The 23,764-nt window shown below is 69.3% G+C and carries 21 protein-coding genes; 15 read left to right on the top strand and 6 right to left on the bottom strand.

The window, feature by feature from the left end:
• The first annotated feature begins 2 nt into the window (after positions 1-2).
• The 6 genes from JOE30_RS16360 (at position 3) to JOE30_RS16335 (ending at position 7,624) form a co-directional block, all read left to right on the top strand.
• The gene (locus JOE30_RS16360) at positions 3-476 is read left to right on the top strand and encodes a (2Fe-2S)-binding protein (protein WP_204870473.1); all 474 of its coding nucleotides are present in this window, start codon (positions 3-5) and stop codon (positions 474-476) included.
• Positions 473-1,828, top strand: coding sequence for an 8-oxoguanine deaminase (locus JOE30_RS16355; RefSeq protein WP_204867906.1), 1,356 nt, complete (start codon positions 473-475; stop codon positions 1,826-1,828). Before JOE30_RS16360 ends, JOE30_RS16355 begins: the two co-directional genes overlap by 4 nt.
• Positions 1,825-4,161, top strand: a complete 2,337-nt coding sequence (locus tag JOE30_RS16350) for a molybdopterin cofactor-binding domain-containing protein (RefSeq protein WP_307806205.1) — start codon at positions 1,825-1,827, stop codon at positions 4,159-4,161. The genes JOE30_RS16355 and JOE30_RS16350 overlap by 4 nt, the downstream gene beginning before the upstream one ends.
• Positions 4,162-4,165: 4 nt before the next feature.
• Positions 4,166-5,608 carry an NCS2 family permease gene (locus JOE30_RS16345; RefSeq protein ID WP_204867905.1) on the top strand — a complete coding sequence of 481 codons (1,443 nt, stop codon included), beginning with the start codon at positions 4,166-4,168 and terminating at the stop codon, positions 5,606-5,608.
• Positions 5,608-6,681 (top strand): XdhC family protein, encoded by a 1,074-nt coding sequence (locus JOE30_RS16340; protein WP_204867904.1) that lies wholly within the window; start codon positions 5,608-5,610, stop codon positions 6,679-6,681. The genes JOE30_RS16345 and JOE30_RS16340 overlap by 1 nt, the downstream gene beginning before the upstream one ends.
• A 91-nt stretch (positions 6,682-6,772) precedes the next feature.
• Complete coding sequence (locus JOE30_RS16335) at positions 6,773-7,624, top strand: type IV toxin-antitoxin system AbiEi family antitoxin domain-containing protein (RefSeq protein WP_204867902.1); 852 nt, start codon at positions 6,773-6,775, stop codon at positions 7,622-7,624.
• Between the two features lie 37 nt (positions 7,625-7,661).
• Here the strand turns inward: JOE30_RS16335 and alc are convergent, their stop codons facing one another.
• The 6 genes from alc to JOE30_RS16305 are packed head-to-tail and all read right to left on the bottom strand — an operon-like array spanning position 7,662 to position 13,714.
• A complete protein-coding gene (gene alc, locus JOE30_RS16330) occupies positions 7,662-8,687 on the bottom strand; it encodes an allantoicase (protein WP_204867900.1) in 1,026 nt (341 codons plus the stop codon).
• Complete coding sequence (locus JOE30_RS16325) at positions 8,684-9,805, bottom strand: glycerate kinase (protein ID WP_204867898.1); 1,122 nt, start codon at positions 9,803-9,805, stop codon at positions 8,684-8,686. Before JOE30_RS16325 ends, alc begins: the two co-directional genes overlap by 4 nt.
• Before the next feature lie 2 nt (positions 9,806-9,807).
• Positions 9,808-11,607, bottom strand: coding sequence for a glyoxylate carboligase (gene gcl, locus JOE30_RS16320; RefSeq protein ID WP_204867896.1), 1,800 nt, complete (start codon positions 11,605-11,607; stop codon positions 9,808-9,810).
• Positions 11,604-12,488 (bottom strand): 2-hydroxy-3-oxopropionate reductase, encoded by an 885-nt coding sequence (locus JOE30_RS16315; RefSeq protein WP_204867894.1) that lies wholly within the window; start codon positions 12,486-12,488, stop codon positions 11,604-11,606. Before JOE30_RS16315 ends, gcl begins: the two co-directional genes overlap by 4 nt.
• Before the next feature lie 9 nt (positions 12,489-12,497).
• Positions 12,498-13,289, bottom strand: coding sequence for a hydroxypyruvate isomerase family protein (locus JOE30_RS16310; protein ID WP_204870468.1), 792 nt, complete (start codon positions 13,287-13,289; stop codon positions 12,498-12,500).
• A gap of 17 nt (positions 13,290-13,306) precedes the next feature.
• Complete coding sequence (locus JOE30_RS16305) at positions 13,307-13,714, bottom strand: gamma-glutamylcyclotransferase (protein WP_204867891.1); 408 nt, start codon at positions 13,712-13,714, stop codon at positions 13,307-13,309.
• 157 nt (positions 13,715-13,871) lie between these two features.
• Here JOE30_RS16305 and uraD point away from each other — a divergent pair, with 157 nt between their 5' ends.
• The 9 genes from uraD to ftsY are packed head-to-tail and all read left to right on the top strand — an operon-like array spanning position 13,872 to position 23,559.
• Positions 13,872-14,381 carry a 2-oxo-4-hydroxy-4-carboxy-5-ureidoimidazoline decarboxylase gene (gene uraD / locus JOE30_RS16300; RefSeq protein ID WP_204867889.1) on the top strand — a complete coding sequence of 170 codons (510 nt, stop codon included), beginning with the start codon at positions 13,872-13,874 and terminating at the stop codon, positions 14,379-14,381.
• Positions 14,378-14,716, top strand: coding sequence for a hydroxyisourate hydrolase (gene uraH / locus JOE30_RS16295; RefSeq protein ID WP_204867887.1), 339 nt, complete (start codon positions 14,378-14,380; stop codon positions 14,714-14,716). The genes uraD and uraH overlap by 4 nt, the downstream gene beginning before the upstream one ends.
• Positions 14,717-14,718: 2 nt before the next feature.
• Positions 14,719-15,612 carry a factor-independent urate hydroxylase gene (gene pucL, locus JOE30_RS16290; RefSeq protein WP_204867885.1) on the top strand — a complete coding sequence of 298 codons (894 nt, stop codon included), beginning with the start codon at positions 14,719-14,721 and terminating at the stop codon, positions 15,610-15,612.
• Between the two features lie 9 nt (positions 15,613-15,621).
• Positions 15,622-16,995, top strand: a complete 1,374-nt coding sequence (locus JOE30_RS16285) for a nucleobase:cation symporter-2 family protein (RefSeq protein WP_204867884.1) — start codon at positions 15,622-15,624, stop codon at positions 16,993-16,995.
• A 36-nt stretch (positions 16,996-17,031) separates the two neighbouring features.
• Positions 17,032-17,796 carry an IclR family transcriptional regulator gene (locus JOE30_RS16280; protein WP_204867883.1) on the top strand — a complete coding sequence of 255 codons (765 nt, stop codon included), beginning with the start codon at positions 17,032-17,034 and terminating at the stop codon, positions 17,794-17,796.
• Positions 17,797-17,809: 13 nt separating this feature from the next.
• Positions 17,810-18,220, top strand: coding sequence for an OsmC family protein (locus JOE30_RS16275; RefSeq protein ID WP_027505004.1), 411 nt, complete (start codon positions 17,810-17,812; stop codon positions 18,218-18,220).
• Complete coding sequence (locus tag JOE30_RS16270) at positions 18,217-18,501, top strand: acylphosphatase (protein WP_204867882.1); 285 nt, start codon at positions 18,217-18,219, stop codon at positions 18,499-18,501. The genes JOE30_RS16275 and JOE30_RS16270 overlap by 4 nt, the downstream gene beginning before the upstream one ends.
• Before the next feature lie 29 nt (positions 18,502-18,530).
• Positions 18,531-22,154 (top strand): chromosome segregation protein SMC, encoded by a 3,624-nt coding sequence (smc, locus tag JOE30_RS16265; protein WP_204867881.1) that lies wholly within the window; start codon positions 18,531-18,533, stop codon positions 22,152-22,154.
• Positions 22,155-22,158: 4 nt separating this feature from the next.
• A complete protein-coding gene (ftsY, locus tag JOE30_RS16260; RefSeq protein ID WP_204867880.1) occupies positions 22,159-23,559 on the top strand; it encodes a signal recognition particle-docking protein FtsY in 1,401 nt (466 codons plus the stop codon).
• The last annotated feature ends 205 nt before the right edge of the window (positions 23,560-23,764 follow it).

Below are 23,764 nucleotides of genomic sequence, written 5' to 3'. Positions count from 1 at the left end.
GCATGAGAGTGAACTGCACCGTGAACGGCACCGACCAGAGCGCAGACGACGTGTGGGAGGGCGAGAGTCTTCTCTACGTGTTGCGCGAGCGCATGGGCCTGCCCGGATCGAAGAACGCGTGCGAGCAGGGGGAGTGCGGTTCCTGCACCGTCTATCTCGACGACGTACCGGTGTGCTCGTGCCTGGTGGCGGCCGGTCAGGTCGAAGGCCGACGCGTGCGCACCGTGGAGGGACTCTCCGACGGTGAGGCGCTGGGGCCGATCCAGAAGGCGTTCGTGGAGTGCGGTGCCGTCCAGTGCGGTTTCTGTACACCCGGGCTGGTGGTCCAGGCTCACGACCTCGTCGAGCGCGTACCCGACCCGTCCGATGCGGAGATCCGCGAGGCTCTTGCCGGAAACCTCTGCCGCTGTACCGGTTACGAGAAAATTCTCGACGCCGTCCGACTCGCCGCCGCACGAAGGGCCGACTCCCGATGAGTATTCGCATCGTCACCAACGCCTACATCGCACCCGTGGTCGGTGCCGAGATCCCGCACGGGTACATCGTCGTCGACGGGCCGCTCGTGACCGCGATCGGAGCGGGCCCCGCGCCGATCGTTCCCGGCGCCGAGATCATCGACGCGCGTGGGGGACTGGTCACGCCCGGCCTGGTCAACGCGCATCATCACCTGTACCAGTGGGCGTCACAGGGATTGGCGAAGGACAGCACCCTCTTCGAATGGCTCGTGACCCTCTACCGGCCCTGGGCGAAGATGGACGCCGAGGTGGTCGGCGGGGCCGCACTGGCCGGGCTCGGTTGGCTCGCGAAGTCCGGGTGCACCACCAGCACCGATCACCACTACATCTTTCCGAAGGGACGCGGCGATCTGTTCGCCGCCGAGATCGACGCGGCGGCGCGGATCGGAGTGCGTTTCCACCCCTGCCGCGGGTCGATGGACCGGGGCGTGTCGGACGGCGGGCTCCCGCCCGACGAGGTCGTGGAGAAGCTCGACGACATCCTGACCGCCACTGCGGACGCGATCGACACGCACCACGACGCGTCGTTCGGGTCGATGCTGCGCATTGCCGTGGCGCCGTGCTCCCCGTTCTCGATCAGCAAGGACCTGCTCGTGGAATCGGCAAGCCTCGCCCGAGCGAAGGGTGTTCGGCTGCACACACATCTGTCCGAGACGGTGGACGAGGAGGAGCACTGCCTCGCCCAGATGGGCTGCACGCCCGTGCAGTACATGGAGCAGGTGGGGTGGCTCGGTGACGACGTGTGGTTCGCCCATGCCGTCCATCTGCACGACTCCGACATCACCTCGCTCGCGGCAACGGGTACCGGCGTCGCGCACTGCCCCAGTTCGAACGCCCGACTCGGCGCGGGAATCGCCCGTGTCGCCGATCTGCTGCGCGCCGGCGCGCCGGTCGGTCTCGGCGTGGACGGATCGGCGTCCGCCGAGATGGTCTCGCTCGCCGGCGAGATCCGTCAGGCCGTGTACATGCAGCGCGCACGCTATGGGCCGACCGCGCTGAGCGCCCGCCAGGCTCTCGAAGCCGCGACACTCGGTGGCGCCACGGTCCTCGGCCGACAGGACGAGATCGGGTCACTCGAGGTGGGCAAGCTCGCCGATCTCGCGATCTGGCGTACCGACGGCTTCTACGCCGCGATCGACGATCCCGTCGTCGCGCTCGCGTACGGTCAGACGCCGCCCCTGGGCCACCTCATGGTCGGCGGCCGCACGATCGTGGAGGACGACACGCTGGTCAGCGTGCCGCAGGACGAGGCGGCGGCCGCCGGAGCGAGCGCTCATCGTCGTCTCATGGCACTCGCGCAGGACGTCCTGTGAGCGCCCCCGCGCGGACGCGCCCCGGCGCCTTCCCCACCGCCGTCGACGCACCGGGCCATGGACGGGTCGGAGAGAGTCCGCTACGACCCGACGGGACCCTGAAGGTCAAGGGGGAGTTCGCGTACTCGTCCGATCTGTTCATCGACGGCATGCTGCACGGCGCCACCCTGCGGAGTCCGCATCCCCGCGCGCGCATCGTGTCCGTGGACATCTCGGCGGCGCTCGCCCTCCCTGGCGTGGAGGCCGTGCTCACCCATGAGGACGTGCCGGGACGCCCGTGTTTCGGCCTCGACGGCACATGGGACCAGCCCGTTCTCGCGTTCGGCGAGGTGCGTCACGAAGGCGAGCCGATCGTCCTCGTCGCGGCGGATCACCCCGAGACCGCGCGCCGGGCGATGGAACGGATCGAGGTGGTCTACGAGGTACTCGAGCCACTGTGCGACGCCCGCCGTGCCGCACTGGATCCGACCTACCCGAAGGTGCAGGAGCGCGGCGGAATCGCACGACACCAACCGGTGCGCGTCGGCGACGTGGCCGCTGCGCGTGCGCGGGCCGACGTCATCGTCAGCAGCGACTTCTCGGTCGGCATCCAGGACCAGGCCTTCCTCGGACCCGAATCGGGTCTCGCGGTTCCCGGCGACGACGGCGGGGTGGACCTGTACGTCGCGACGCAGTGGATGCACAACGACCTCGAACAGATCGGACCGTGCCTCGGACTGCCCAAGGAGAAGATCAGGATGACGCTCTCCGGCGTCGGGGGAGCGTTCGGCGGGCGCGAGGACCTCTCCATGCAGATCCACGCGGCCATGCTCGCGATGTACACGGGCAAGCCGGTGCGGATGGTCTACAACCGGTACGAGTCGTTCTTCGGCCACGTGCACCGGCACCCGGCGCAGATGCACTACGAGTACGGCGCCACGAGCGACGGCCGGCTGCTGTTCGCGGACGTCGAGATCATTCTGGACGGCGGCGCGTACACGTCGGCCACGCTGAACGTCGTCGGCAACGCTGCGTCGCTGGGCGTGGGACCGTACGTGATCCCGAACATCGAGATCGACGCGTACGGCGTCTACACGAACAACCCGCCGTGCGGTGCGATGCGCGGGTTCGGCGCCGTGCAAGCATGTTTCGCCTACGAGTCGATGATGGACCAGCTCGCCGAGGCGTGCGGTCTGAGCCCGGTCGAGGTACGCCGCGTCAACGCCGTCGCTCAGGGGTCGCTCCTCGCCACCGGGCAGGTGATCGAGGCTCCCGCGCCCCTCGCCGAGATGCTCCTTCGGGCCGAGGCGATGCCCATGCCCGCGCCGCTGGACACCTCCGACATCCGCAACCTGCCCGGAGGCGCGTCGCAGACCACGCACGGTGAGGGCGTCGTGCGGGGGGTCGGCTACGGAGTGGGACTCAAGAACATCTGCTTCTCCGAGAACTACGACGACTACTCGACGGCGCGGGTCCGACTCGAGGTCATCGGCGGCGAGGTCACCGCCCTCGTGCACACGGCCGCCGCCGAGGTGGGCCAGGGCCTGGTGACGCTCGAGGCGCAGATCGCCCGGACCGAGCTGGGGGTGTCGCGCGTGACCATCCACCCGGCCGACACCACCGTCGGGAACTCCGGGTCGTCGTCCGCGTCCCGCCAGTCCTACATGACCGGCGGTGCGGTCAAGGCCGCGTGCGAGGCGGTCCGGGAAGCCGTGTTCGTCCTCGCCGGACTGCATCTCGGTCGCGCCGCGACGGACCTGACTCTGGAGGGTGGCAAGGTGGTCTCCTCGGTCGACGGAGTCGTGGCCACTATCGAGGACGTCCTCGGTGACCGCGTGGTCGAGCAGACTCGCGAATTTCACCATCGCCCCACCACCGGCATGCATCCGGTGACCGGGCAGGGCGCCAGCCACACCCAGCTCGCGCTGTGCGTGCACCGGGCGGTGGTCGACGTCGACGTCGAACTGGGTCTGGTGAAGGTCGTCGAGATGGCCGCCGTCCAGGACGTCGGGAAGATCCTCAACCGGCTGTCGCTCGAGGGGCAGATCCACGGCGGATCGGCCCAGGGACTGGGCCTGGCGCTGATGGAGGAGATCGTCGTCGTGGACGGGCTGGTGAAGAACCCGTCGTTCACCGACTACCTCATCCCCACCATCCTCGACATGCCGCCGATGAAACTCGACATCCTGGAGAACCCGGATCCGTTGGCGCCGTACGGCCTTCGCGGGGCCGGTGAGCCTCCGACCCTGTCCTCCACCCCCGCAGTCGTCGCTGCCGTTCGCGACGCCACCGGTCTCGCGCTCACGCGAGTACCGATACGACCCGAACACATCACGGACCCGGGAAGGCCCTGACCTCATGACGAAACTCGATCCCGCGACGACGGTGGGCAGCGGCGGGCGCCGCTCCCGACTCGACACCTTCTTCTCCATCACGATGCGCGGCTCCACGATCACCCGTGAGATCCGTGGCGGCATCACGACGTTCGTCGCGATGGCCTACCTGATCGTGCTGATCCCGCTCATCATCGGGGACGCGCAGGACGTCACCGGTGCGACCCTCGACCCGGCACAGTTGAGCACCATGGTCGCGCTGTCGGCGGGGCTGACGACCGTGCTGATGGGCGTGGTGGGCAACGCGCCGCTCGCCATGGCGGCAGGGCTGGGAGTGACGCCGATCGTGGTGTTCCAGGCCGCACCGTTCATGACCTGGCCCCAGGCGATGGGTCTCGTCGTCCTCGAGGGTGTCATCATCGTCGTCCTCGCGCTGACCGGTGTCCGCCAACTCATCATGGACGCGATCCCGCGTGTGCTCAAACAGGCCATCGGGGTGGGCATCGGAGCGTTCATCGCTCTCATCGGTCTCGTCGACGCCGGGTTCGTCGGATACGGCGACAACGCCTCCACCGCAGTCACGCTCGGCATTTTCGGGAAGTTGGCAGGCTGGCCGGTCCTCGTGTTCTGCGTCGGGCTCGTCGTCATGATGGTGCTGTTCGTCCGGCGCGTTCCCGGTGCGATGCTCATCGGCATCTTCGTCGCCACCAACCTCGCCATCGTGCTGAACACCGTGGTCGACATCGATCCGCGCGCATGGGGTCCCGTGGTGCCCTCGGTACCCGATTCCATCGTGGCCACACCGCGATTCGATCTGCTGTTCGAAGTGGACGTGTTCGGCGGCTTCGCCCGCGCCGGCGTCGTCACCGCGTCGGTCGTGCTGTTCACGCTGGTGCTCTCGGGCTTCTTCGACGCCATGGGAACCATTCTCGGAGTAGGGGAAGAGGCCGGGCTCGTCGACAAGCAGGGCCGGCTGCCCGGACTGAGCCGCATCCTCACCGTCGACGGCATCGGTGCCATCCTCGGCGGTGCGATCAACGGTTCCGCGAACACCGCGGTGGTCGAATCGGCCGCCGGAGTCGCGGAGGGTGCTCGCACGGGACTGGCCAGCGTGGTCACCGGTGGACTGCTCACCAGCCTCATCTTCTTCACGCCACTCGCCGGCGTCGTCCCGGTCGGCGCGGCCGCTCCCGCGCTGGTCCTCGTCGGCGCGTTGATGATGACCCATGTCCGCAAGATCGACTGGGAGGACACCGAGATCGCGATCCCTGCCTTCCTGACCATCGTGCTCATGCCCTTCACGTACTCGATCACCGTCGGTGTCGCGGCAGGCGTCCTGTCCTACACGATCATCCGCCTCGCCAAGGGCAAGCTGCGGCAGACCCATTGGCTGCTGTACGTCATGAGCGCGGTGTTCGTCGTGTACTTCGCACTGCACCCCATCGAGGAAGCGCTGGGCATCTCCTGATGCGGGACATCGCGGACCGGCTGATCGCCTGGCACGACGTCGGACTGGCGTACGCCGTCGCGACCGTCGTCGCCGTCTCGGGCAGCGCACCCCGGTCACCCGGTGCCGCGATGGCCGTCGCCTCCGACGGACAGGTGGTGGGGAGCGTGTCGGGCGGGTGCGTCGAAGGCGCCGTCTACGCGCTCTGCGAGGAGGTCCTGGAGACCGGCGTCGCGGTCCGCCGGAATTTCGGCTACAGCGACGACGACGCGTTCGCCGTCGGGCTCACGTGTGGGGGAGAGATCGAGGTGTTCGTCTCGCCGGCACCCGGGCCCGCGGTCCTGCGGTCGTTCGACGGCGCCGTCGCCATCGTTCAGCTCCTCGACCCCGTCGGCACGGTCCTGACCGTGCGGCCCGACCGGCACCTCGGGTCGACTGGCTTCGCCGACATCGACCGGATCGCTGTCGACGAGGCTCGCGCGATGCTGGACGCCGGCAGCACCGGGATTCGTTCCGTCCGTTGCCGACCGGGTGTGGAGATGTTCGTCGTGTCGTACGCCCCACCGCCGCGGCTGCTCGTGTTCGGGGCGATCGACCATGCCGGCGCCCTCGCCCGCCTCGGCAGCTTCCTCGGCTACCGCGTGACGGTGTGCGACGCCCGCCCGGTGTTCGCCACACGGGCGCGGTTCCCGGACGCCGACGAGGTGATCGCCGAATGGCCGCACTCCTATCTCGCGCGCACCGACGTCGACGCGCGCACGGTGGTGTGCGTCCTCACGCACGACGCGAAGTTCGACGTGCCGTTGCTCGAGGTCGCGCTGCGGCTGCCGGTCGCGTTCGTCGGGGCGATGGGGTCCAGACGAACCCATCGTGACCGGCTGGCACGGCTGCGCGAGGTGGGGATGACCGAGACCGAGCTGTCTCGACTGCGCTCGCCCGTCGGCCTCGATTTGGGTGCGACCACGCCTGAGGAGACCGCGGTGGCCATCGCGGCGGAGTTCGTGGCAGCGCGGCGCGGCGGAAGCGGTATGCCCCTGACACTCGGGGACGGCCCGATCCACCACGCGACCGTTCCCGACCGTCGTCAGGCGTAGGAGAGTTGTGTGCAGTGATCCGCGGTGAGCGCGGATCACTGCACACAGGTGGATCGGGAACGACGATGCCGCTGACCGCGTCGAACCATTCGTGATCGACAGACTGCTCGCGGCGCAGGACGGCGTGGTCACGTCCGCGCATGCCCGAGGTGCCGGCCTCAGCTCGGACGCCCTGGAACGACGGGTCCGCTCGGGGCGGTGGCGACGGGTGAGTCCCGGCGTGTACGTCGCCCTGGACCGACCATTCACCGACGCTGCGCGGGTGCGGTGCGCAGTGTGGTCGACCACGAGCGGAGTGCTCACCGGCACGAGCGCCGCGTTCTGGTTGGGCCTGACGACGCATCTCCCCCCGCTGGTCGAGGTCACCGTTCCGCTCACCGCGTCGGGTCGCCCCGCACCGGGGGTTCGGTTGCGCCGCCGCACTCTCGATACGGCAGACATCGTCGAGGTCCGCCGTGTCCGTGTCTCCGGTCTCGCGCTGACGGTGCTCGAGGCATCGGTCGTTCTCGGCCAGGAGGTGATGGACCGCCAACTGCAACGGCACGCCACGCTTCTCGGCCTCCGACGAGCGCAGGACCGCAATCGCGGGCGCCACGGCAGCCGGGAAGCGGAGCGCTTGCTGTGGTCGGCCGAGTCCGGCGCTCGATCGGAGGCGGAGCGGCTCGTTGTTCGCCTCCTCACCGCATCCGGGCTCCGCGGGTGGGTGGTGAATCATCCGTTCGGCGGGTACGTGCTCGACATCGCGTTCCCGGTGCAGCGCTTGGCCATCGAGATCGACGGGTGGGCGTTCCACTCCGACAGCGCGGCCTTCCACCGTGACCGTGTCCGGCAGAACGCGCTGAGCGCGTCGTGGACGGTGCTGCGCTACACCTGGCGCGACCTGACCGAGCGTCCCGGTGACGTGATCGCAGAGATCCGCGCGTTCGTCGATCGTGTGCAGTGATCCGCGCCCACCGCGGATCACTGCACACGAGTCGGGACTACTCGGTGGGGCGGGAGGACGACCAGCGTTCGCGTGCCGCGGTGGCCGAGTCGTCGTCGAGCTCACCGAACATTCGCAGCCGTGACAGTCCGCCGTCCGGGTAGACGTCCAGACGCAGGTGCGTCGCGGCAGGCGAGGCATCCAGGGCGAACCGATGCCGCGTGTCCGGAGCGACGGCCGTTCGCGGCAGCAGTTCGTGCCACGTGCGCTCGTCGCGGCTATCGGCGGTGCGCGCGTCCACGGTGGTGACGCGGACCCACCCGGGCGCGTTTCCGACGTAGTAGCTCGTGTCCACTTCGAGGTACCGCGGAACACCCGCGGCCGCCAGTGCGAACACCGCGAAGTCGTTGCCGCCGTGTCGTCGTCGCGCGTTCTCCCAGCCCTCGCCCATGTTGCGGGCGCGGCCCGGCATGATGATGTTGGCGGGCGAGGAGTAGAACGCGTCGGAGCACTCCGTCAGGACGGCGCCGTTCTCCGCGGCGAGCAGATCGACCGTCCCCGTCAGGAACCTCGGGTCGGGGACCACCTCGCCGTGCACCCGGAGCCGGGCCACACCACCGTCGGGAAAGATGTTGAGGCGCACATGTGTCCACCGGTGGTGATCGTCGACGGCGTAGGCGTTCGCGGTGCCGCCGAGTGCCGGCGACCTCTCGACGACGGTGTGCCAGTCGGCCTTCTCCAGTTCCTCGGTCGACGGGTGGCCCTCGACGCAGGCCCCGTCGACGGACACGAACGGCGGGTAGTTGCCGAGGAAGTGCGCCGTGTCGACGACGACGCCGTGCACGATGCCGGCGGCACCGAGTCGGACGATCGCCCAGTCGTGTCCGTCGTCGCGGCGGCGGCGCGTCTCCCACCCGTCGTAGACCTTGCCCTTGTGCCCGAAGTCGTGGGGGTCGAACACCGGGGGTTCGGGCCGGATCAGGTTCTCCCGCTGGGCGAACAGTTCGTCGTTCGCCGCGCTGACGCTTCCTCCCAGGGCGCGGGAGGCGAGGTCGACATGGGCGGTGAACGTAGCGGTGGTCATGAGACTCCTTCGGGAACGAGAGAGGTGGCAATCGTCGCGCCGACTCGGCGGAGCAGCGTCGTGGCGTGTCGGATCGAAGTGCCGAGGTCGGGTTCGAGGTCGGCGAGCGAGTAGGACCGGTAGATGCCGTGCTCGCGGAGTTGTCCGGCGGAGAGCACTGTTCGGCCGGCGACAGCGATCACCGGGACGCCGGCGTTGCGCGCGGCGAGGGCTACTCCGACGGGCGCCTTGCCGTGCAGGCTCTGCTCGTCCAGCGATCCCTCACCGGTGACCACGAGGTCCGCCGACACCAGACGGCGGCGGAACTCGAGGAGCTCGAGTACGGTGTCGATCCCGGACCGTACCGTCGCCCCCAGCACTGCCATCGCGCCGAACGCAGTTCCGCCGGCTGCGCCCGCGCCGGGCCGATCGGCGTGGGCAGCGCCCGCGACCTCCGCCCATCGCGTCATCGCCTGCTCGAGGACGCGCAGCTCGTCCGGATCGGCACCCTTCTGCGGTGCGTACACGGCGGTGGCGCCCGACGGGCCGAGCAGTGGATTGTCGACGTCGCACGCGAGCTGGAAGGAGACGCCGGTCACCGCGGTCGTCATCGCGTCGAGGTCCAGGGTGGCCGCCTCGCGTAAGGAGGCGCCGCCGCCGGTGATCTCGCGGCCGCGGGCGTCGAGGATGCGCACACCCAGTCCGCGGAGCATGCCGGCGCCGCCGTCGGTGGAGGCGCTGCCGCCCAGTCCGATCACGACGGTCTGGGCTCCGTCGCCGAGAGCGTGTCGGATGACCGTCCCGAGTCCGAACGTGCCGGCCCCCAGCGCGTTCGGGGCGCCGCCGGGCAGCTGCGACAGTCCCACCGTCGACGCGAGTTCGACGACGGCGGTGGATCCCCGCCGCGCGTACGAGGACGCGACCGGGACACCCGTCGGACCGGTCGTGGACACGAGCACGCGGTCCCACCCGGCGGCAACGGCGGCGTCGACCGTGCCGTCGCCGCCGTCCGCCACCGGGAGTCGCACGACGTCCCACGACGGTGCGGTGGTCGCGATTCCCTCGGCCAGGGCATCGGCGACCTCGATCGCGGTCGCCGATCCCTTGAACTTGTCGGGCGAGAGGAGAACGCGCGGCATCCTCAGTCCAACATCAGCAGTGCCGTGGGTGCATCGGCCGATGATCGCGCGAGATCCTCGAACTCGCCGACGTTGTCGAGCTCGGTGCCCATCGCGATGTTGGTGACGCGCTCGAGCACGATCTCGACGACGACGGGAACCTTGTGCTCGGCCGCCAGGGTGCGGGCCGAGGCGAGTGCGTCCGCGATCGCATCCGGATCGGTGACGCGCAACGCCTTGCAGCCCAGACCCTCCGCGACGGCCACGTGATCGACGCCGTAGCCCTTGGGGATGCCCGGTTCACCGTCGACAGGATCGCGGTGGTTGATGTTGTCGAACCCGAGCTGCACACAGAAGTCCATGTCGAACGCGCGCTGGGCCTGCCGGATCAGACCGAGGTACGAATTGTTCACCAGCACGTGCACGTAGGGCAGGTTGAACTGCGCGCCGACGGCCAACTCCTCGATCATGAACTGGAAGTCGTAGTCGCCGGAGAGACCCACGACGGGCGCGCCCGGATCCGCCGCGACCACACCGAGTGCGGCGGGGATCGTCCATCCCAGCGGCCCGGCCTGGCCGCAGTTGATCCAGTTGCGCGGCTCGTACACGTGCAGGAACTGCCCGCCGGCGATCTGCGACAACCCGATCGTGGTGACATAGCGCGTGTCCCGGCCGAACACCCGGTTCATCTCCTCGTACACGCGTTGCGGCTTGATCGGCACGTCGTCGAAGTGAGTGCGGCGCTGCATGGTTCGCTTGCGCGCTGCACACTCGTCCACCCAACCCGTGAGGTCGCGGAGCGAACCGGCCGCGCGTCGGTCCCGTGCGACGGCGACGAACTGTTCCAGGGCTGCCGCCGCGTCCGAGATGATGCCGTAGTCGGGGGCGAACACCCGTCCGATCTGAGTTGGTTCGATGTCGACGTGCACGAACGTCCGCGTCCCGCGGTAGGTGTCCAGGCCGCCAGTGTGTCGGTTGGCCCACCGGTTCCCGATGCCGATGACGAAGTCCGAGGCGAGCAGTGTCGCGTTTCCGTAGCGGTGTGAGGTCTGCAGCCCGACCATCCCCGCGGCGAGCGGATGATCGTCGGGGATGGTGCCCCAGCCCATCAGGGTCGGGATGACGGGAACGTTCAGAATCTCGGCCAACTCGACCAGCAGGTCCGATGCGTCGGCGTTGACGATTCCGCCGCCGGCGACGATCAACGGTCGCTCGGCGGCGAGCAGCATGTCGATCGCCTTCTCGGCCTGTGCCCGCGAAGCACGCGGCTTGTGCACCGGCAGTGACTGATACGTGTCGGGGTCGAACTCGATCTCGGCCATCTGCACGTCGATGGGCAGGTCGATCAGGACGGGCCCCGGGCGCCCGGACCGCATCAGGTGGAACGCCTGCGCGAAGGCGCCGGGCACCTGTGCGGGTTCGAGCACCGTCATGGCCATCTTGGTCACGGGCGCGGCGATCGACGCGATGTCGACGGCCTGGAAATCTTCCTTGTGCAGTCGGGCCACCGGTGCCTGGCCCGTGATGGCCAGTACGGGAACGGAATCCGCCATCGCGGAGTAGAGACCGGTGATCATGTCGGTGCCGGCCGGCCCGGAGGTGCCGATACAGATGCCGATGTTGCCGGCCTTCGCTCGGGTGAATCCCTCCGCCATGTGTGACGCGCCCTCGACGTGGCGGGCCAGGACGTGCCGGATGCCGCCGTGTGCCCGCATGGCCGAGTAGAAGGGGTTGATCGCAGCGCCGGGGAGACCGAATGCGGTGGTCGCGCCTTCGAGTTCGAGAATCTTCACCGCGGCGTCGGCTGCGCGCATGCGGGTCATCGGCTCGCCTTCCCGGACAGCTGCTCGACGCCGCGGAACAGGGCTGAGTGGTCGAGGCCGCCGTCACCGTTCGCACGTGCCGACGCCATCAGCTGGGCGAGCAGGGCACCCATCGGTGTGACGACACCCGCTTCGCGTGCCGCGGAGCCGACGATGCCGAGGTCCTTGTGGTGCAGGTCGATCCGGAACCCCGGCTCGAACGATCGGTCGAGCATCTTCTGTGCCTTCTGCTTCAGGACTGCCGATCCGGCGAGCCCGCCGCCGAGAACCTCGACGGCGGCGCGCATGTCGACGCCGTAGGCCTCGAGGAAGACGATCGCCTCTGCGAGCACCTGGATGTTGCCGGCCACGATCAGTTGGTTGGCGGCCTTGACGGTCTGCCCGGAGCCGTTGGGTCCGACGTGGACGACGGTCGAGCCGACCACGTCGAGAATGGGCCTGGCCGATTCGACGTCCTCGGCGCTGCCGCCCACCATGATCGACAGCGCCCGGTTCTCGGCGCCGGCCTGACCACCGGACACCGGCGCGTCGATGATGCGGAACCCTCGTGACCGGGCCTCCTGCGCCAGCGCGCTGGTGACATCCGGTCGGATGCTGGAGAAGTCGATGATCAGGGCGTCTGCAGGTGCGTTGTCGAAAACCCCGCCCTCGCCGGTGAGGACGTCCTGGACGTCGGGGGAGTCGGGCACCATGACCGCGATAACGTCCGCGCCGGTCACCGCCTTGGCGATGGACTCCGCCGCGGTGCCGCCGGCCTCGACCAGTGGTGCGGTGCGGTCGGGTGTGAGGTTGTATCCGACCACCTGATGGCCGGCATGTGCGAGGTGGACGGCCATGGGGCTGCCCATGATGCCGAGTCCGATGAATGCGATGGTGCTCATGGCGGATCCTTACGTGGAGTGCGAGTGGGTGAGCCAGTCGAAGGCGGTGTCCCGAGCGGCCTTGTATTCGAGTCCGATGACACCGCGGTAGCCGTTCTCGGCGAGACGCGCGAGGTGCGCGTCGAGGTCGAGGGCCCCGCTGCCGGGTGCGCCGCGACCGGGGGAGTCGGCGATCTGGACGTGTCCGATCAGTGCGGCCCGAGTGTCGATGACCGCGGCGACGTCGTCACCGTTGACGTCGAGGTGGTAGAGGTCGGCGAGCAGTCGGAGCGAGTCGACGCCGCGGGCGGCGACCCGGTCGATCACGGCGATCGCATCCGCGGCCGTCGTCAGCGGGTAGGCGGGAGCTCCGCTCACCGGCTCGATCAGGACGACTCCGCCGAGTCGGGCGACGGCGGCGCCGGCGGCGACCAGGTTGTCGGTGGCGACGCGGTCCTGTTCGACGGGATCGACCCCCTCGAGCCGATTGCCGTAGAGCGCGTTGAACGCTCGCGTACCGACTCGCTCACCGATTCCGACCGTGACGTCGATGTTGTCGCGGAACGCCGCGATCTGTGCGGGGTCGGACAGGATGCCCCGATCACCGGCCGGCATGTCACCCGCGGCGAAGTTCAGCCCGGTCAGTCGAACCCCGGCATCCTCGATGGCGGTGACGAAGGCCTCCACCTCGCGGTCGGCGGGCACGGGAGAGGCGAAGGGCCACCAGAACTCGACGGCCTCGAAGCCCAGATCACGAGCGAGTCGGGGGCGCTCGAGGAGGGGCACCTCGGTCAACAGGATCGAGCAGTTGACCGCGTACATCCACGTCTCGCCGCCGCTCACGACACGTCGCCGGACGACGGGGCGGTGAGCCCGCGGTACCGCCGCCAGCTGCCGGCGGCGGTGATGTCGGTCAGGCCTGTGCTGTCGTCGAGCACTATGCCGGGTCGAAGACCCACGGCGAGAACGGAATCCCCGTTCTCGAGCTGCACGACCGTCAGTTCGAGCTCGGGTGGTTCGTCGGGCAGGAACCGAGCCCGGATGTCGTCCATCGGGACGTCGTACAGCTCACCCTCGATGGCGGCGCCGCCATCAGGGGCGAGAACCAGAGCCGGGAACTCGTCGCGCACCGAGTAGAAGCGGTAGTCGGGTGTGGTGCGCACGGTACCGAGGAAGGTGTGTGCGGCGACGTTGTGGTGGAGAACGCCACCACGCATCGCGTCGCCGTTGCAGAAGAGTCGAGCCATCGAATAGACCTCCAGAATCCGTATTGTGGAATAAGTATTCCGCGGATGCGTCGAGTGTCACGGGTCACACTGGGGATGTCAACCCCTCGAGCGTGCTGCGCGAGGTGCTGCCGATCGAGGGTTGACAGCGCGTGTGACCGCTGTCACTCTTCGATCTATGGAATTGCTGTTTCGCGATACGGAATCCAAGACCCTCGCGGGCGACGGCGGAGAAGAGCACCTCCGTCATTGCCTCGACATCCCACGGTGGGGCCGGGCGCTGCTCGCGCTGAGGCCCTTCGCCGACGAGAATTCGCTGCACACCGCCGTGATGTCGGTGGCCGCCCCGTTCACGCCCGCCGAGATCGACGGTGCGCTCCGGCACCATCCGCGCATCGGGGACCGGCCTGTCGGTGACGACGCCGGCGCCGCGTTCGCACGCTCGGAGCAGTCCGGCGTGGACAGCTCCGATGCGAGGGTCGGCGCTCGGCTCGCCGCCGGCAACGAGGAGTACGAATCGCGATTCGGTCGGGTGTTCCTCGTCAGAGCGGCGGGCCGGAGTGCTGCCGACGTGCTCGCCGAGCTCGATCGGCGGCTGGGTCACGACGAGTCGACCGAACTCCGCGAGATCGAGGAGGCTCTGCGTCAGATCGCCGCTGTGCGGCTCCTGGGACCGGGTGTCCTGTGACCGAGCCCGCTCACGTCACGACGCACGTACTCGATGCAGCCGATGGTGTACCCGCACAGGGCGTGTCGGTCGTACTGGTGCGTGAACGCGACGGCGTGACCCTGGCCTCGCGCGTGACGGACGCGCAGGGGCGCATCACCGATCTCGGTCCCGCCCGCCTCGAACCGGGCGTCTACCGGCTGACCTTCGACACCGCGTCCTACTTCGCGCGCGGGGGCCGTCCGACCTTCTATCCGCGGATCGACATCGCTGTCGACGTCCGTTCCGCCGACGAGCACTACCACGTTCCCATCCTTCTCAGCCCGTTCGCGTACACGACCTATCGAGGGAGCTAGACATGAGCACGATCGTTCTCGGAGCAAACCAGTACGGCAAGGCCGAATGCCGCCTCGTGCGCATCGACAGGGAGACCCCGCGTCACCGCATCACCGACATCTCGGTCACGTCGCAGTTGCGGGGAGATCTGTCCGCGGCGCACACCGACGGCGACAACGGTCATGTCGTCGCGACCGACACACAGAAGAACACCGTCTACGCGTTCGCGCGCCACGGCATCGGAGCCATCGAGGAGTTCGCGCTACGTCTCGGGCGGCACTTCACCACCGATTTCGACTGGATTACCGGCGGCCGCTGGGAGATAGAGCAGTACTCGTGGGACCGCATCCCGACGGGACCGGAGGGGCACGATCACTCCTTCGTGCGTGCCGGCGACGAGAAGCGCACCACCATCGTGACCGTGGACGGCGACGACACCTGGATCGTCTCGGGCCTCAGCGATCTGGTGGTGCTCAAGTCGACGGGCTCGGAGTTCTGGGGCTTCCCCACCGACAGGTACACCACCCTGCAGGAGACGACGGACCGCATCCTCGCCACCTCGGTGAGTGCACGGTGGCGGTACCTCACCACCGAGCTCGATTTCGACAAGACGTTCACCGACGTCCGCTCCATCATGCTCGAGACCTTCGCGACGGTGCATTCACTGGGGTTGCAGCAGAGCCTCTTCCAGATGGGGACGAAAGTTCTGGAGGCGCATCCCGAGATCGGCGAGATCAGGTTCTCGATGCCCAACAAGCACCACTTCCTCGTCGACCTGGAACCGTTCGGGCTCGACAACCCCGGCGAGGTGTTCTACGCCGCGGACCGGCCCTACGGGCTCATCGAGGCCACCGTCGAACGTGACGACGCCCCCGACGCCGGCCGGGCGTGGGACACCGTCCCCGGATTCTGCTAGGAGACGGCGATGACACGCGCAGCGCATGATCCCGCCCGCCCGGAGGACGAGCGGCTGAGTCTCGGCAAGACGTACGTCTACGGCCTGCAGCACATCCTGACGATGTACGGCGGGGTCATCGCGCCTCCGCTCATCGTCGGCGGCGCCGCCGGTCTGTCCGGTACCGACATCGCGATCCTGGTGTCGGCGGCCCTGTTCGTCAGCGGCGCGGCAACACTGCTGCAGACACTCGGGTTACCGTTCGTGGGCGCCAAGCTTCCTCTGGTGCAGGGCATCTCGTTCGCCTCCGTGTCCACTATGGTGGCCGTCGCGAGTGGGCCCGGTGGGCTGAACGCGGTGTTCGGCGCCATCATCGCCGCCGGTGCCATCGGCATCCTCGTCACACCGTTCTTCAGCAGGATCGTCCGCTTCTTCCCACCGGTGGTCACCGGCACCATCATCACGGTCATCGGAATCTCGTTGCTGCCCGTGGCCTGTCGGTGGGCCATGGGTGGGACGGAGTCCGCGCCGGACTGGGGGTCGACCTCGAACATCGGGTTGGCCGGCGTCAGTCTCCTCGTCGTCCTCGTCGTCAGCCGGTTCGCGCAGGGCACACTGTCGCGCCTGTCCATCCTCATCGGCATCGTCGTCGGCACGATCTTCGCGTCGCTCGTCGGCAAGGCCGACTTCGGTGACGTGGGCACGGGCGCGATCTTCAGTCTCCCGGAACCGTTCGCCTTCGGGACGCCCGTCTTTCAGATCGGCGCGATCATCTCGATGGTCGTGGTCATCCTCGTCATCATGACCGAGACCACGGCCGACATCCTCGCGGTGGGCGAGATCGTCGGCACCGACGTCGATTCCCGCCGCGTCGGGGACGGTCTCCGGGCCGACATGCTCGCCACCACCGTCGCCCCGATCTTCGGAACGTTTCCCGCGAGTGCCTTCGCGCAGAATGTCGGCCTGGTGGCGGTGACGGGTATCAAGAGCAGGTTCGTGGTCGCCGCCGGTGGATCGGTCCTGTTGGTGCTCGGGCTTTTTCCCGTCCTCGGACGCCTCGTCGCCGCGGTGCCACTGCCCGTGCTCGGCGGCGCCGGCATCGTGTTGTTCGGTTCGGTGGCGGCGAGCGGCATCCGCACCCTGTCGAAGGTCGACTTCGACGGCAACCTGAATCTCGTGATCGTGGCCGTGGCCATCGGATTCGGTGTGCTCCCCATCGCCGTGCCCGGATTCTGGTCGGCGTTCCCGGAGTGGGTGCACGTGGTGTTCGACTCCGGAATCAGCGCGGCGAGCATCGTCGCGGTGATCCTGAACATCTTCTTCAACGAGATCACCGCCGGCCGACGGCCGTCGCCGTCGGTGGTCGCAGCGGCACCCCCCATCGTGGTCGAGCGAAGGGAATGAGCCGTTTCTTCCGCCTGGTGGAATAGGCTGAGCGGCATGGAGTCCAGTGGCGGCGTGCAGTCGGTCGAGCGCGCGTTCGACCTTCTCGAGATCATGGCCGGTGCGGGCGGGTCGGTCGGTGTCAGCGAGCTGGCCGAGGCGGCCGAGCTGCCGATGCCCACCATCCACCGTCTGCTCAAGACCCTGGTGGCGCTGGGCTACGCACGCAGACTGCCGTCGCGTCGGTACGCCCTCGGGACACGGCTCATCGCCCTCGGTGAGCGATCCGCCAAGCTCATCGGCTCGTGGGCGCGTCCCTATCTGGCGGAGCTCGTGTCGATCACGCACGAGACGTCCAACATGGCGTTCCTCGAGGACGACATGGCCGTGTACGTCGCGCAGGTGCCGTCCGAGCACGCGATGCGCATGTTCAACGAGGTGGGTCAGCGCGTGTTCCCGCACAGCACCGGGGTGGGCAAGGCGCTGCTGGCGCAGCTGCCCGACGAGGAGGTGCGCGCACTGCTCGCCCGGACGGGGATGGCGCCGAAGACGGTGAACACCCACACCACACCGGCGACGCTGCTCGCAGATCTCGCCGTGATCCGCGAGCGTGGGTACTCCGTGGACGAGGGGGAGCAGGAGGTGGGAGTGCGGTGCTTCGCGGTCCCGGTGATCGGCGCCCCGACCCTCACCGCGATCTCGATCGCGGGCCCGTCCGCCCGCGTCACCCCCGACACCGCGAACGACTATGTGCCACTGCTCGTCTCGGCTGCCGAACGACTGGCGAAGGACCTGGCCGCGGACGGTCTCGGTCGCCGCTGACTAGACTCGATCCATGGCTGAACTGTGGGTCGATCGCACCGGGACACGTCGTTACACCGGCAAGAGTTCGCGCGGTGCAGAAGTGCTCATCGGGTCCGAGGACGTGGAGGGTGTCTTCACTCCCGGTGAGCTGCTCAAGATCGCTCTCGCGGCGTGCACGGGCATGAGCTCCGACCGTCCCCTCGCCCGCCGGCTCGGTGACGACTACGACGCGACCGTCCGGGTGTCGGGCGTCGCCGATCGTGACGAGGAGCGCTACCCGCGGCTCGAGGAGGTGCTGACGGTCGACCTCAGCGCCCTCGATCCGGAGGCCAGGGAACGGTTGCTCACCGTCGTCACCAAGGCCGTCGACAAGGTGTGCACGGTGGGGCGCACGTTGAAGGCGGGCACCGAGGTGGACCTCCGTATCGAGGTCGAGGAGTGACGGCGGCCGACCTCGAACGGCTGAGCGCGTGGGTCCACGGCAGCGTCCAGGGCGTCGGTTTCCGCTGGTGGACGCGGTCGCGCGCGCTGGAACTCGGGCTCGTCGGATCAGCGACCAACACGTCCGACGGCCGGGTGCACGTGGTCGCCGAGGGAGATCGAGCGGATCTCGAGGCGTTGCTCGCCGCACTGCGATCGGGCGACACTCCGGGCTCGGTGACCACCGTGGTGGACAACTGGGAATCCGCGCGCGGCGGACTCGACGGGTTCGTCGAACGCTGAGAGAGCAGGGCTGGGTAGTCTGAACCGCCATGCACCTCAAGAGTCTGACGCTGAAGGGCTTCAAGTCCTTCGCCTCGGCGACGACTCTGCGTTTCGAGCCCGGCATCACCTGCGTCGTGGGGCCCAACGGATCGGGCAAGTCGAATGTCGTCGATGCCCTGACCTGGGTCATGGGGGAGCAGGGCGCGAAGGCGCTGCGCGGCGGCAAGATGGAGGACGTCATCTTCGCCGGCACGTCCGGCCGCGCTCCGCTGGGCCGGGCCGAGGTGACGCTGACCATCGACAACAGCGACGGTGCACTGCCGATCGACTACTCCGAGGTCTCGATCACCCGTCGCATGTTCCGCGACGGCGCCGGCGAGTACGAGATCAACGGCAGCTCGTGCCGACTGATGGACGTCCAGGAACTGCTCAGCGACTCGGGTATCGGCCGCGAGATGCACGTCATCGTCGGTCAGGGTCGACTCGCCGCCATTCTCGAGTCGCGGCCGGAGGATCGTCGCGCCTTCATCGAGGAGGCCGCCGGTGTCCTCAAGCACCGCAAGCGCAAAGAGAAGGCCGTCCGCAAGCTCGACTCCATGCAGGCCAACCTCGCGCGTCTGACGGACCTCACCACTGAACTGCGTCGGCAGCTCAAGCCTCTGGGTCGGCAGGCCGAGGTGGCTCGGCGCGCGCAGACGGTGCAGGCGGACCTCCGGGACGCGCGCCTGCGCATCGCCGCCGACGATCTGGTGGCACGCCGAACCGAACTGGCGGAACAGTCGCACGACGAGACGAAGGCCCGCGAGGAGTACGCCGCGGTCCAGGACGCGTTGGCCGAGGGCGAGGCGGTACTGGCCGAGGGCGAGCAGGATCTCGCGCGACTCACCCCGAGTGCGGAGGCGGCGGCGCAGACGTGGTTCCAGCTGTCCGCTCTCGCCGAGCGTGTCGGCGCCACCGTGCGCATCGCGACCGAGCGGGCACGTCACCTCGGTGACGAGCCGGAGGACCGCCGCGGTCCCGACCCGGACGAGCTCGAGCAGCGTGCGGACCGGGTCGCCGAGGAGGAGCTGCAGCTGACCGAGGCGGTGGAGTTCGCGCGCGCCACCCTCGATGCCGCGAGGGAGCAGCTCGCGGAACGGGAAGCGGCCGCGGCGGACGCGGAGCGCGCCCACGCCGCTGCCGTGCGCGCCGTCGCCGACCGCAGGGAGGGCCTCGCGCGGCTCTCCGGTCAGGTGGACGGGCTGCGCGCTCGGGCCGAGTCGTACGACACGGAGGTGGCCCGTCTCGCGACCGCGATCGAGGACGCGAGGCACCGCGGCGACGCCGCGCAGGCCGAGTTCGACATCGTCCAGGAGAAGGTCGGCGAACTAGACGCCGGTGAGGCGGGACTGGACTCGCAGCACGAGAACGCTGTCGAGGCACTGGCCATCGCCGACGCCCGCGTCGCGGAACTGCAGACGGGAGAACGGGAGTCGAGCCAGCGAGTGGCATCGCTGCGTGCCCGGATCGACGCACTCACCATGAACCTGGAACGCGGTGACGGCGGTGCGTGGCTCGGTGAGAAGCAGCAGCACGGTGTCGTCGGCAGACTGGGCGATCACCTCACCGTGCGGCCGGGCTACGAGGTGGCGGTGGCCGTGGCGCTGGGAGCCGCGGCCGACGCCGTGGTGGTCTCGTCGGCCCGGAACGCCCGCGAGGCGGTGTCGGCCCTCAAGAGCGAGGACGCCGGCCGCGCGGCGATCGTCTACCCCACGGGTACGGCGTCGGACGAGCGAGCGGTCGGCTCCGGCACCTCGATCCTGTCGGTGATCGAGGCGTCCGAGTCTGCGCGCGGCGCGCTCGCCTCGTTGTTGGCGGGCACCAGCGTCGTCGACACGCTGGAGGAGGCCACCGCCCTGGTCGAGGACGGCGCCGACGTGCGCGTCGTGACGCGCGGCGGCGACCTGGTGGGGCGTGGGTGGATCACCGGTGGGTCGGACCGCCGACCCAGCACGCTCGAGGTGCAGGCGGCCATCGACGAGTCGGTGACCGAACTGGCGGCGACCGAGCGTCGGACCGAAGAACTGGCCGCAGCGCTGTCCGGGGCGCTCGCCGAACAGGCGGACCGCAGGGAGGCCGCCGATCAGGCGTTGGCCGCGCTCACCGAGTCCGACGCCGCGATGTCCGCGGTGTACGAACAACTCGGCCGACTGGGCCAGGTCGCGCGTGTGGCCCACGCCGAGTCGACTCGACTGCAGTCCCAGCGCGAACGGGCCGAGCATCAGCGGGACGAGGCGGTGACCGCGCTCGCCGAACTCGAGGAGCGCGTGCGCCGGGCCGAGGACGACCAGGGCGGCGACGCCGACGGGGACGGTGAGGCGGAGGAGTGGGCGCGAGCCCGCGAGGACGCCGCCGCGGCGGTCACCGAGGTGCGGTCCGTCGAGGTCGAGGCCAGATTGTCCCTGCGCACCGCCGAGGAGCGCGCCGACTCGGTCCGCGGCAAGGCCGACCAGCTCCGTCGACAGGCGCGGATGGAGCGAGAAGGGCGGGCGCGGGCCGAGCGGGCACGAGCACGCCGTGTGCAGTCCGCTGCGGTGGCCGCCGCGGTCGCCGAGGCCGGGACTCGCGTCGCCGGCCGGCTGGAGCGCGTCGTGGCGGACGCTGCCGTGCGCCGCGACGAACTCGCTCGCCGTCGCTCCGACCGAGCGGCCGAGCTGGACCGGACGCGGGAACAGGTGCGCGCCCTCGCCGCGCGCGCCACGCAGTTGACCGACGCGGTGCACCGCGACGAGGTGGCCAAGGCGCAGGCGGTGCTCCGCATCGAGCAGCTCGAACAGAACGTGGTGGAGCAGTTCTCCATCGCGCCCGACGACCTGATCGCCGAGTACGGACCCGATGTCACGCTGCCGCCGACCGATCTCGAGATGGCGGAGTACGAGCAGGCGAAGGAACGCGGCGAGCAGGTGGTGGCCCCGGCCCCGATGCCGTTCGACCGCGCGGAGCAGGAGCGCCGGGTCAAGCGTGCGGAGAAGGACCTCGCGACGCTGGGCAAGGTCAACCCGCTGGCTCTCGAGGAGTTCGCCGCCCTGGAGGAGCGCTACAACTTCCTGTCCACCCAGCTCGAGGACGTGAAGTCGGCACGCAAGGATCTTCTGGGCGTGGTCGCGGACGTCGACGCCCGCATCCTGCAGGTGTTCACCGAGGCCTACGCCGACGTCGAGCGCGAGTTCGTCGGCGTCTTCGCCAAGCTCTTCCCCGGCGGTGAAGGCCGACTGGTGCTGACCGACCCCTCGGACATGCTCACCACCGGCATCGAGGTGGAGGCCCGTCCGCCGGGCAAGAAGGTCAAGAGGTTGTCGCTGCTGTCCGGCGGCGAGAAGTCGCTGACCGCGGTCGCGATGCTCGTGGCCATCTTCCGGGCCCGGCCGTCCCCGTTCTACGTCATGGACGAGGTCGAGGCAGCGCTGGACGACACGAACCTCCGGCGCCTCATCGGCCTGTTCGAGCAGCTGCGGGAGAAGTCGCAGCTCATCGTCATCACGCACCAGAAACCCACCATGGAGGTGGCCGACGCGCTCTACGGCGTGAGCATGCGCGGCGACGGCATCACGACGGTGATCTCGCAGCGGCTGCCCAAGCGTGCCGTCCTCGAGCCCGCGGGGGAGGTGGCGACTCCCGAGCCACCGTCCTGACAGGATGGTCGACGTGACTACCGAACTGTGGATCGTCGTGGCGGCCGTCCTCGCACTGCTCGTCGTCGTGCTCGTCGTCGGGTTGGTGCTGCAGCGTCGTCGCCGCATCTCCCTGGCCCGTCCGGACGCCACCGAGCAGGTCCGCGAGGTCGACCGGTCGGGTGGCTACCAGGCCGGCACCGGATTCGACTTCTCGCAGGGCACGGCGGCTCCGCCCGCGCCGGCGCCCCGGAAGCCGACCCCCGAACCCACCCTCGAGCGCACCGACACCGACGATCAGCCGCGGGTCGGTGACGACGCGTCGGTTCCTCGCGACGCACCCAAGCGCGGCATCACCGACATCTCGCTACCCGACCCGGTGCTCGACGAGCCCGCTCCGGCCACGGAGGCACCGCCTGTCGAGACCCCGCCCGTGGTCGTTCCTCCGGTGGAGGAGGAGGCGCCCGCCGAACCGGCGAGCTCCGCTCCGGTGCTCGACGAGATCGAGCCCACGTCGGGCCGGCTGACCAAGCTGCGCGGTCGACTGTCACGATCGCAGAACGCCGTGGGCCGGTCGTTGCTCGGACTGCTCGGTGGCGGCGACCTCGACGAGGACTCGTGGGAGGAGGTCGAGGACACCCTCCTCGTCGCCGACCTGGGGAGCGCGGCGACCGCCGAGATCGTCGCGACGCTGCGTGAGCAGATGGCCGTGCGCAACGTGCGGACGGAGCCCGAGGCCCGCGCCCTGCTGCGCGAGGTGCTGATCGAGCAGCTCACCCCGTCGTTCGACCGCTCGATCCGTGCGCTGCCGCACGGTGACCGACCGTCCGTCCTGCTCGTCGTCGGCGTCAACGGCACCGGCAAGACCACGACGACCGGCAAGCTCGCCCGCGTCCTGGTGGCGGACGGTCGTCGGGTCGTGCTGGGCGCGGCCGACACGTTCCGCGCCGCGGCGGCCGACCAGCTGCAGACCTGGGCCGAGCGCGTGGGCGCCGAGGTGGTGCGCGGCAAGGAGGGCGCCGATCCGGCCGCCGTCGCGTTCGACGCCGTGACGCGCGGCATCGCCGACGGGGTCGACGCCGTGCTCATCGACACTGCGGGCCGACTACACACCAAGACCGGACTGATGGACGAGCTGGGCAAGGTCAAGCGCGTCATCGAGAAGAAGGCGCCCGTCGACGACGTCCTGCTCGTGCTCGACGCGACCATCGGTCAGAACGGTCTCGCGCAGGCCCGCGTCTTCGCTCAGGTCGTCGACATCACCGGCGTCGTGCTGACCAAGCTGGACGGCACCGCGAAGGGCGGCATCGTGTTCCAGGTGCAGCGCGAACTCGGTGTCCCGGTGAAGCTCGTGGGCCTCGGCGAGGGCGCCGACGACCTCGCTCCGTTCGAGCCCGGCGCGTTCGTCGACGCTCTTCTGGGCTGACCGCGAGCCCCGCTCGGGCCGCCGAGAATGCGACTCTCGTCGAGTCCTCGGCGGCCGAATCGGGTGAAAAGACCGAGACGCAACACGGTCGCAACATGATTCGGCTGTGCGTTCACACCGACGAAACACCGCAGTGTCGTCGCCGAAACGTCGAGTGAGCACCCTTCTCCTCAGGTCGTCAGCCGCCATCGGCTGGGGCGAGGAA

The sequence above is a fragment of the Rhodococcus sp. PvP016 genome, from assembly GCF_017832185.1.
Classification (GTDB): domain Bacteria; phylum Actinomycetota; class Actinomycetes; order Mycobacteriales; family Mycobacteriaceae; genus Rhodococcoides.
The sequence above is the reverse complement of the archived record's forward strand: the minus strand, read 5'-3'. Positions and strand labels throughout refer to the sequence as shown.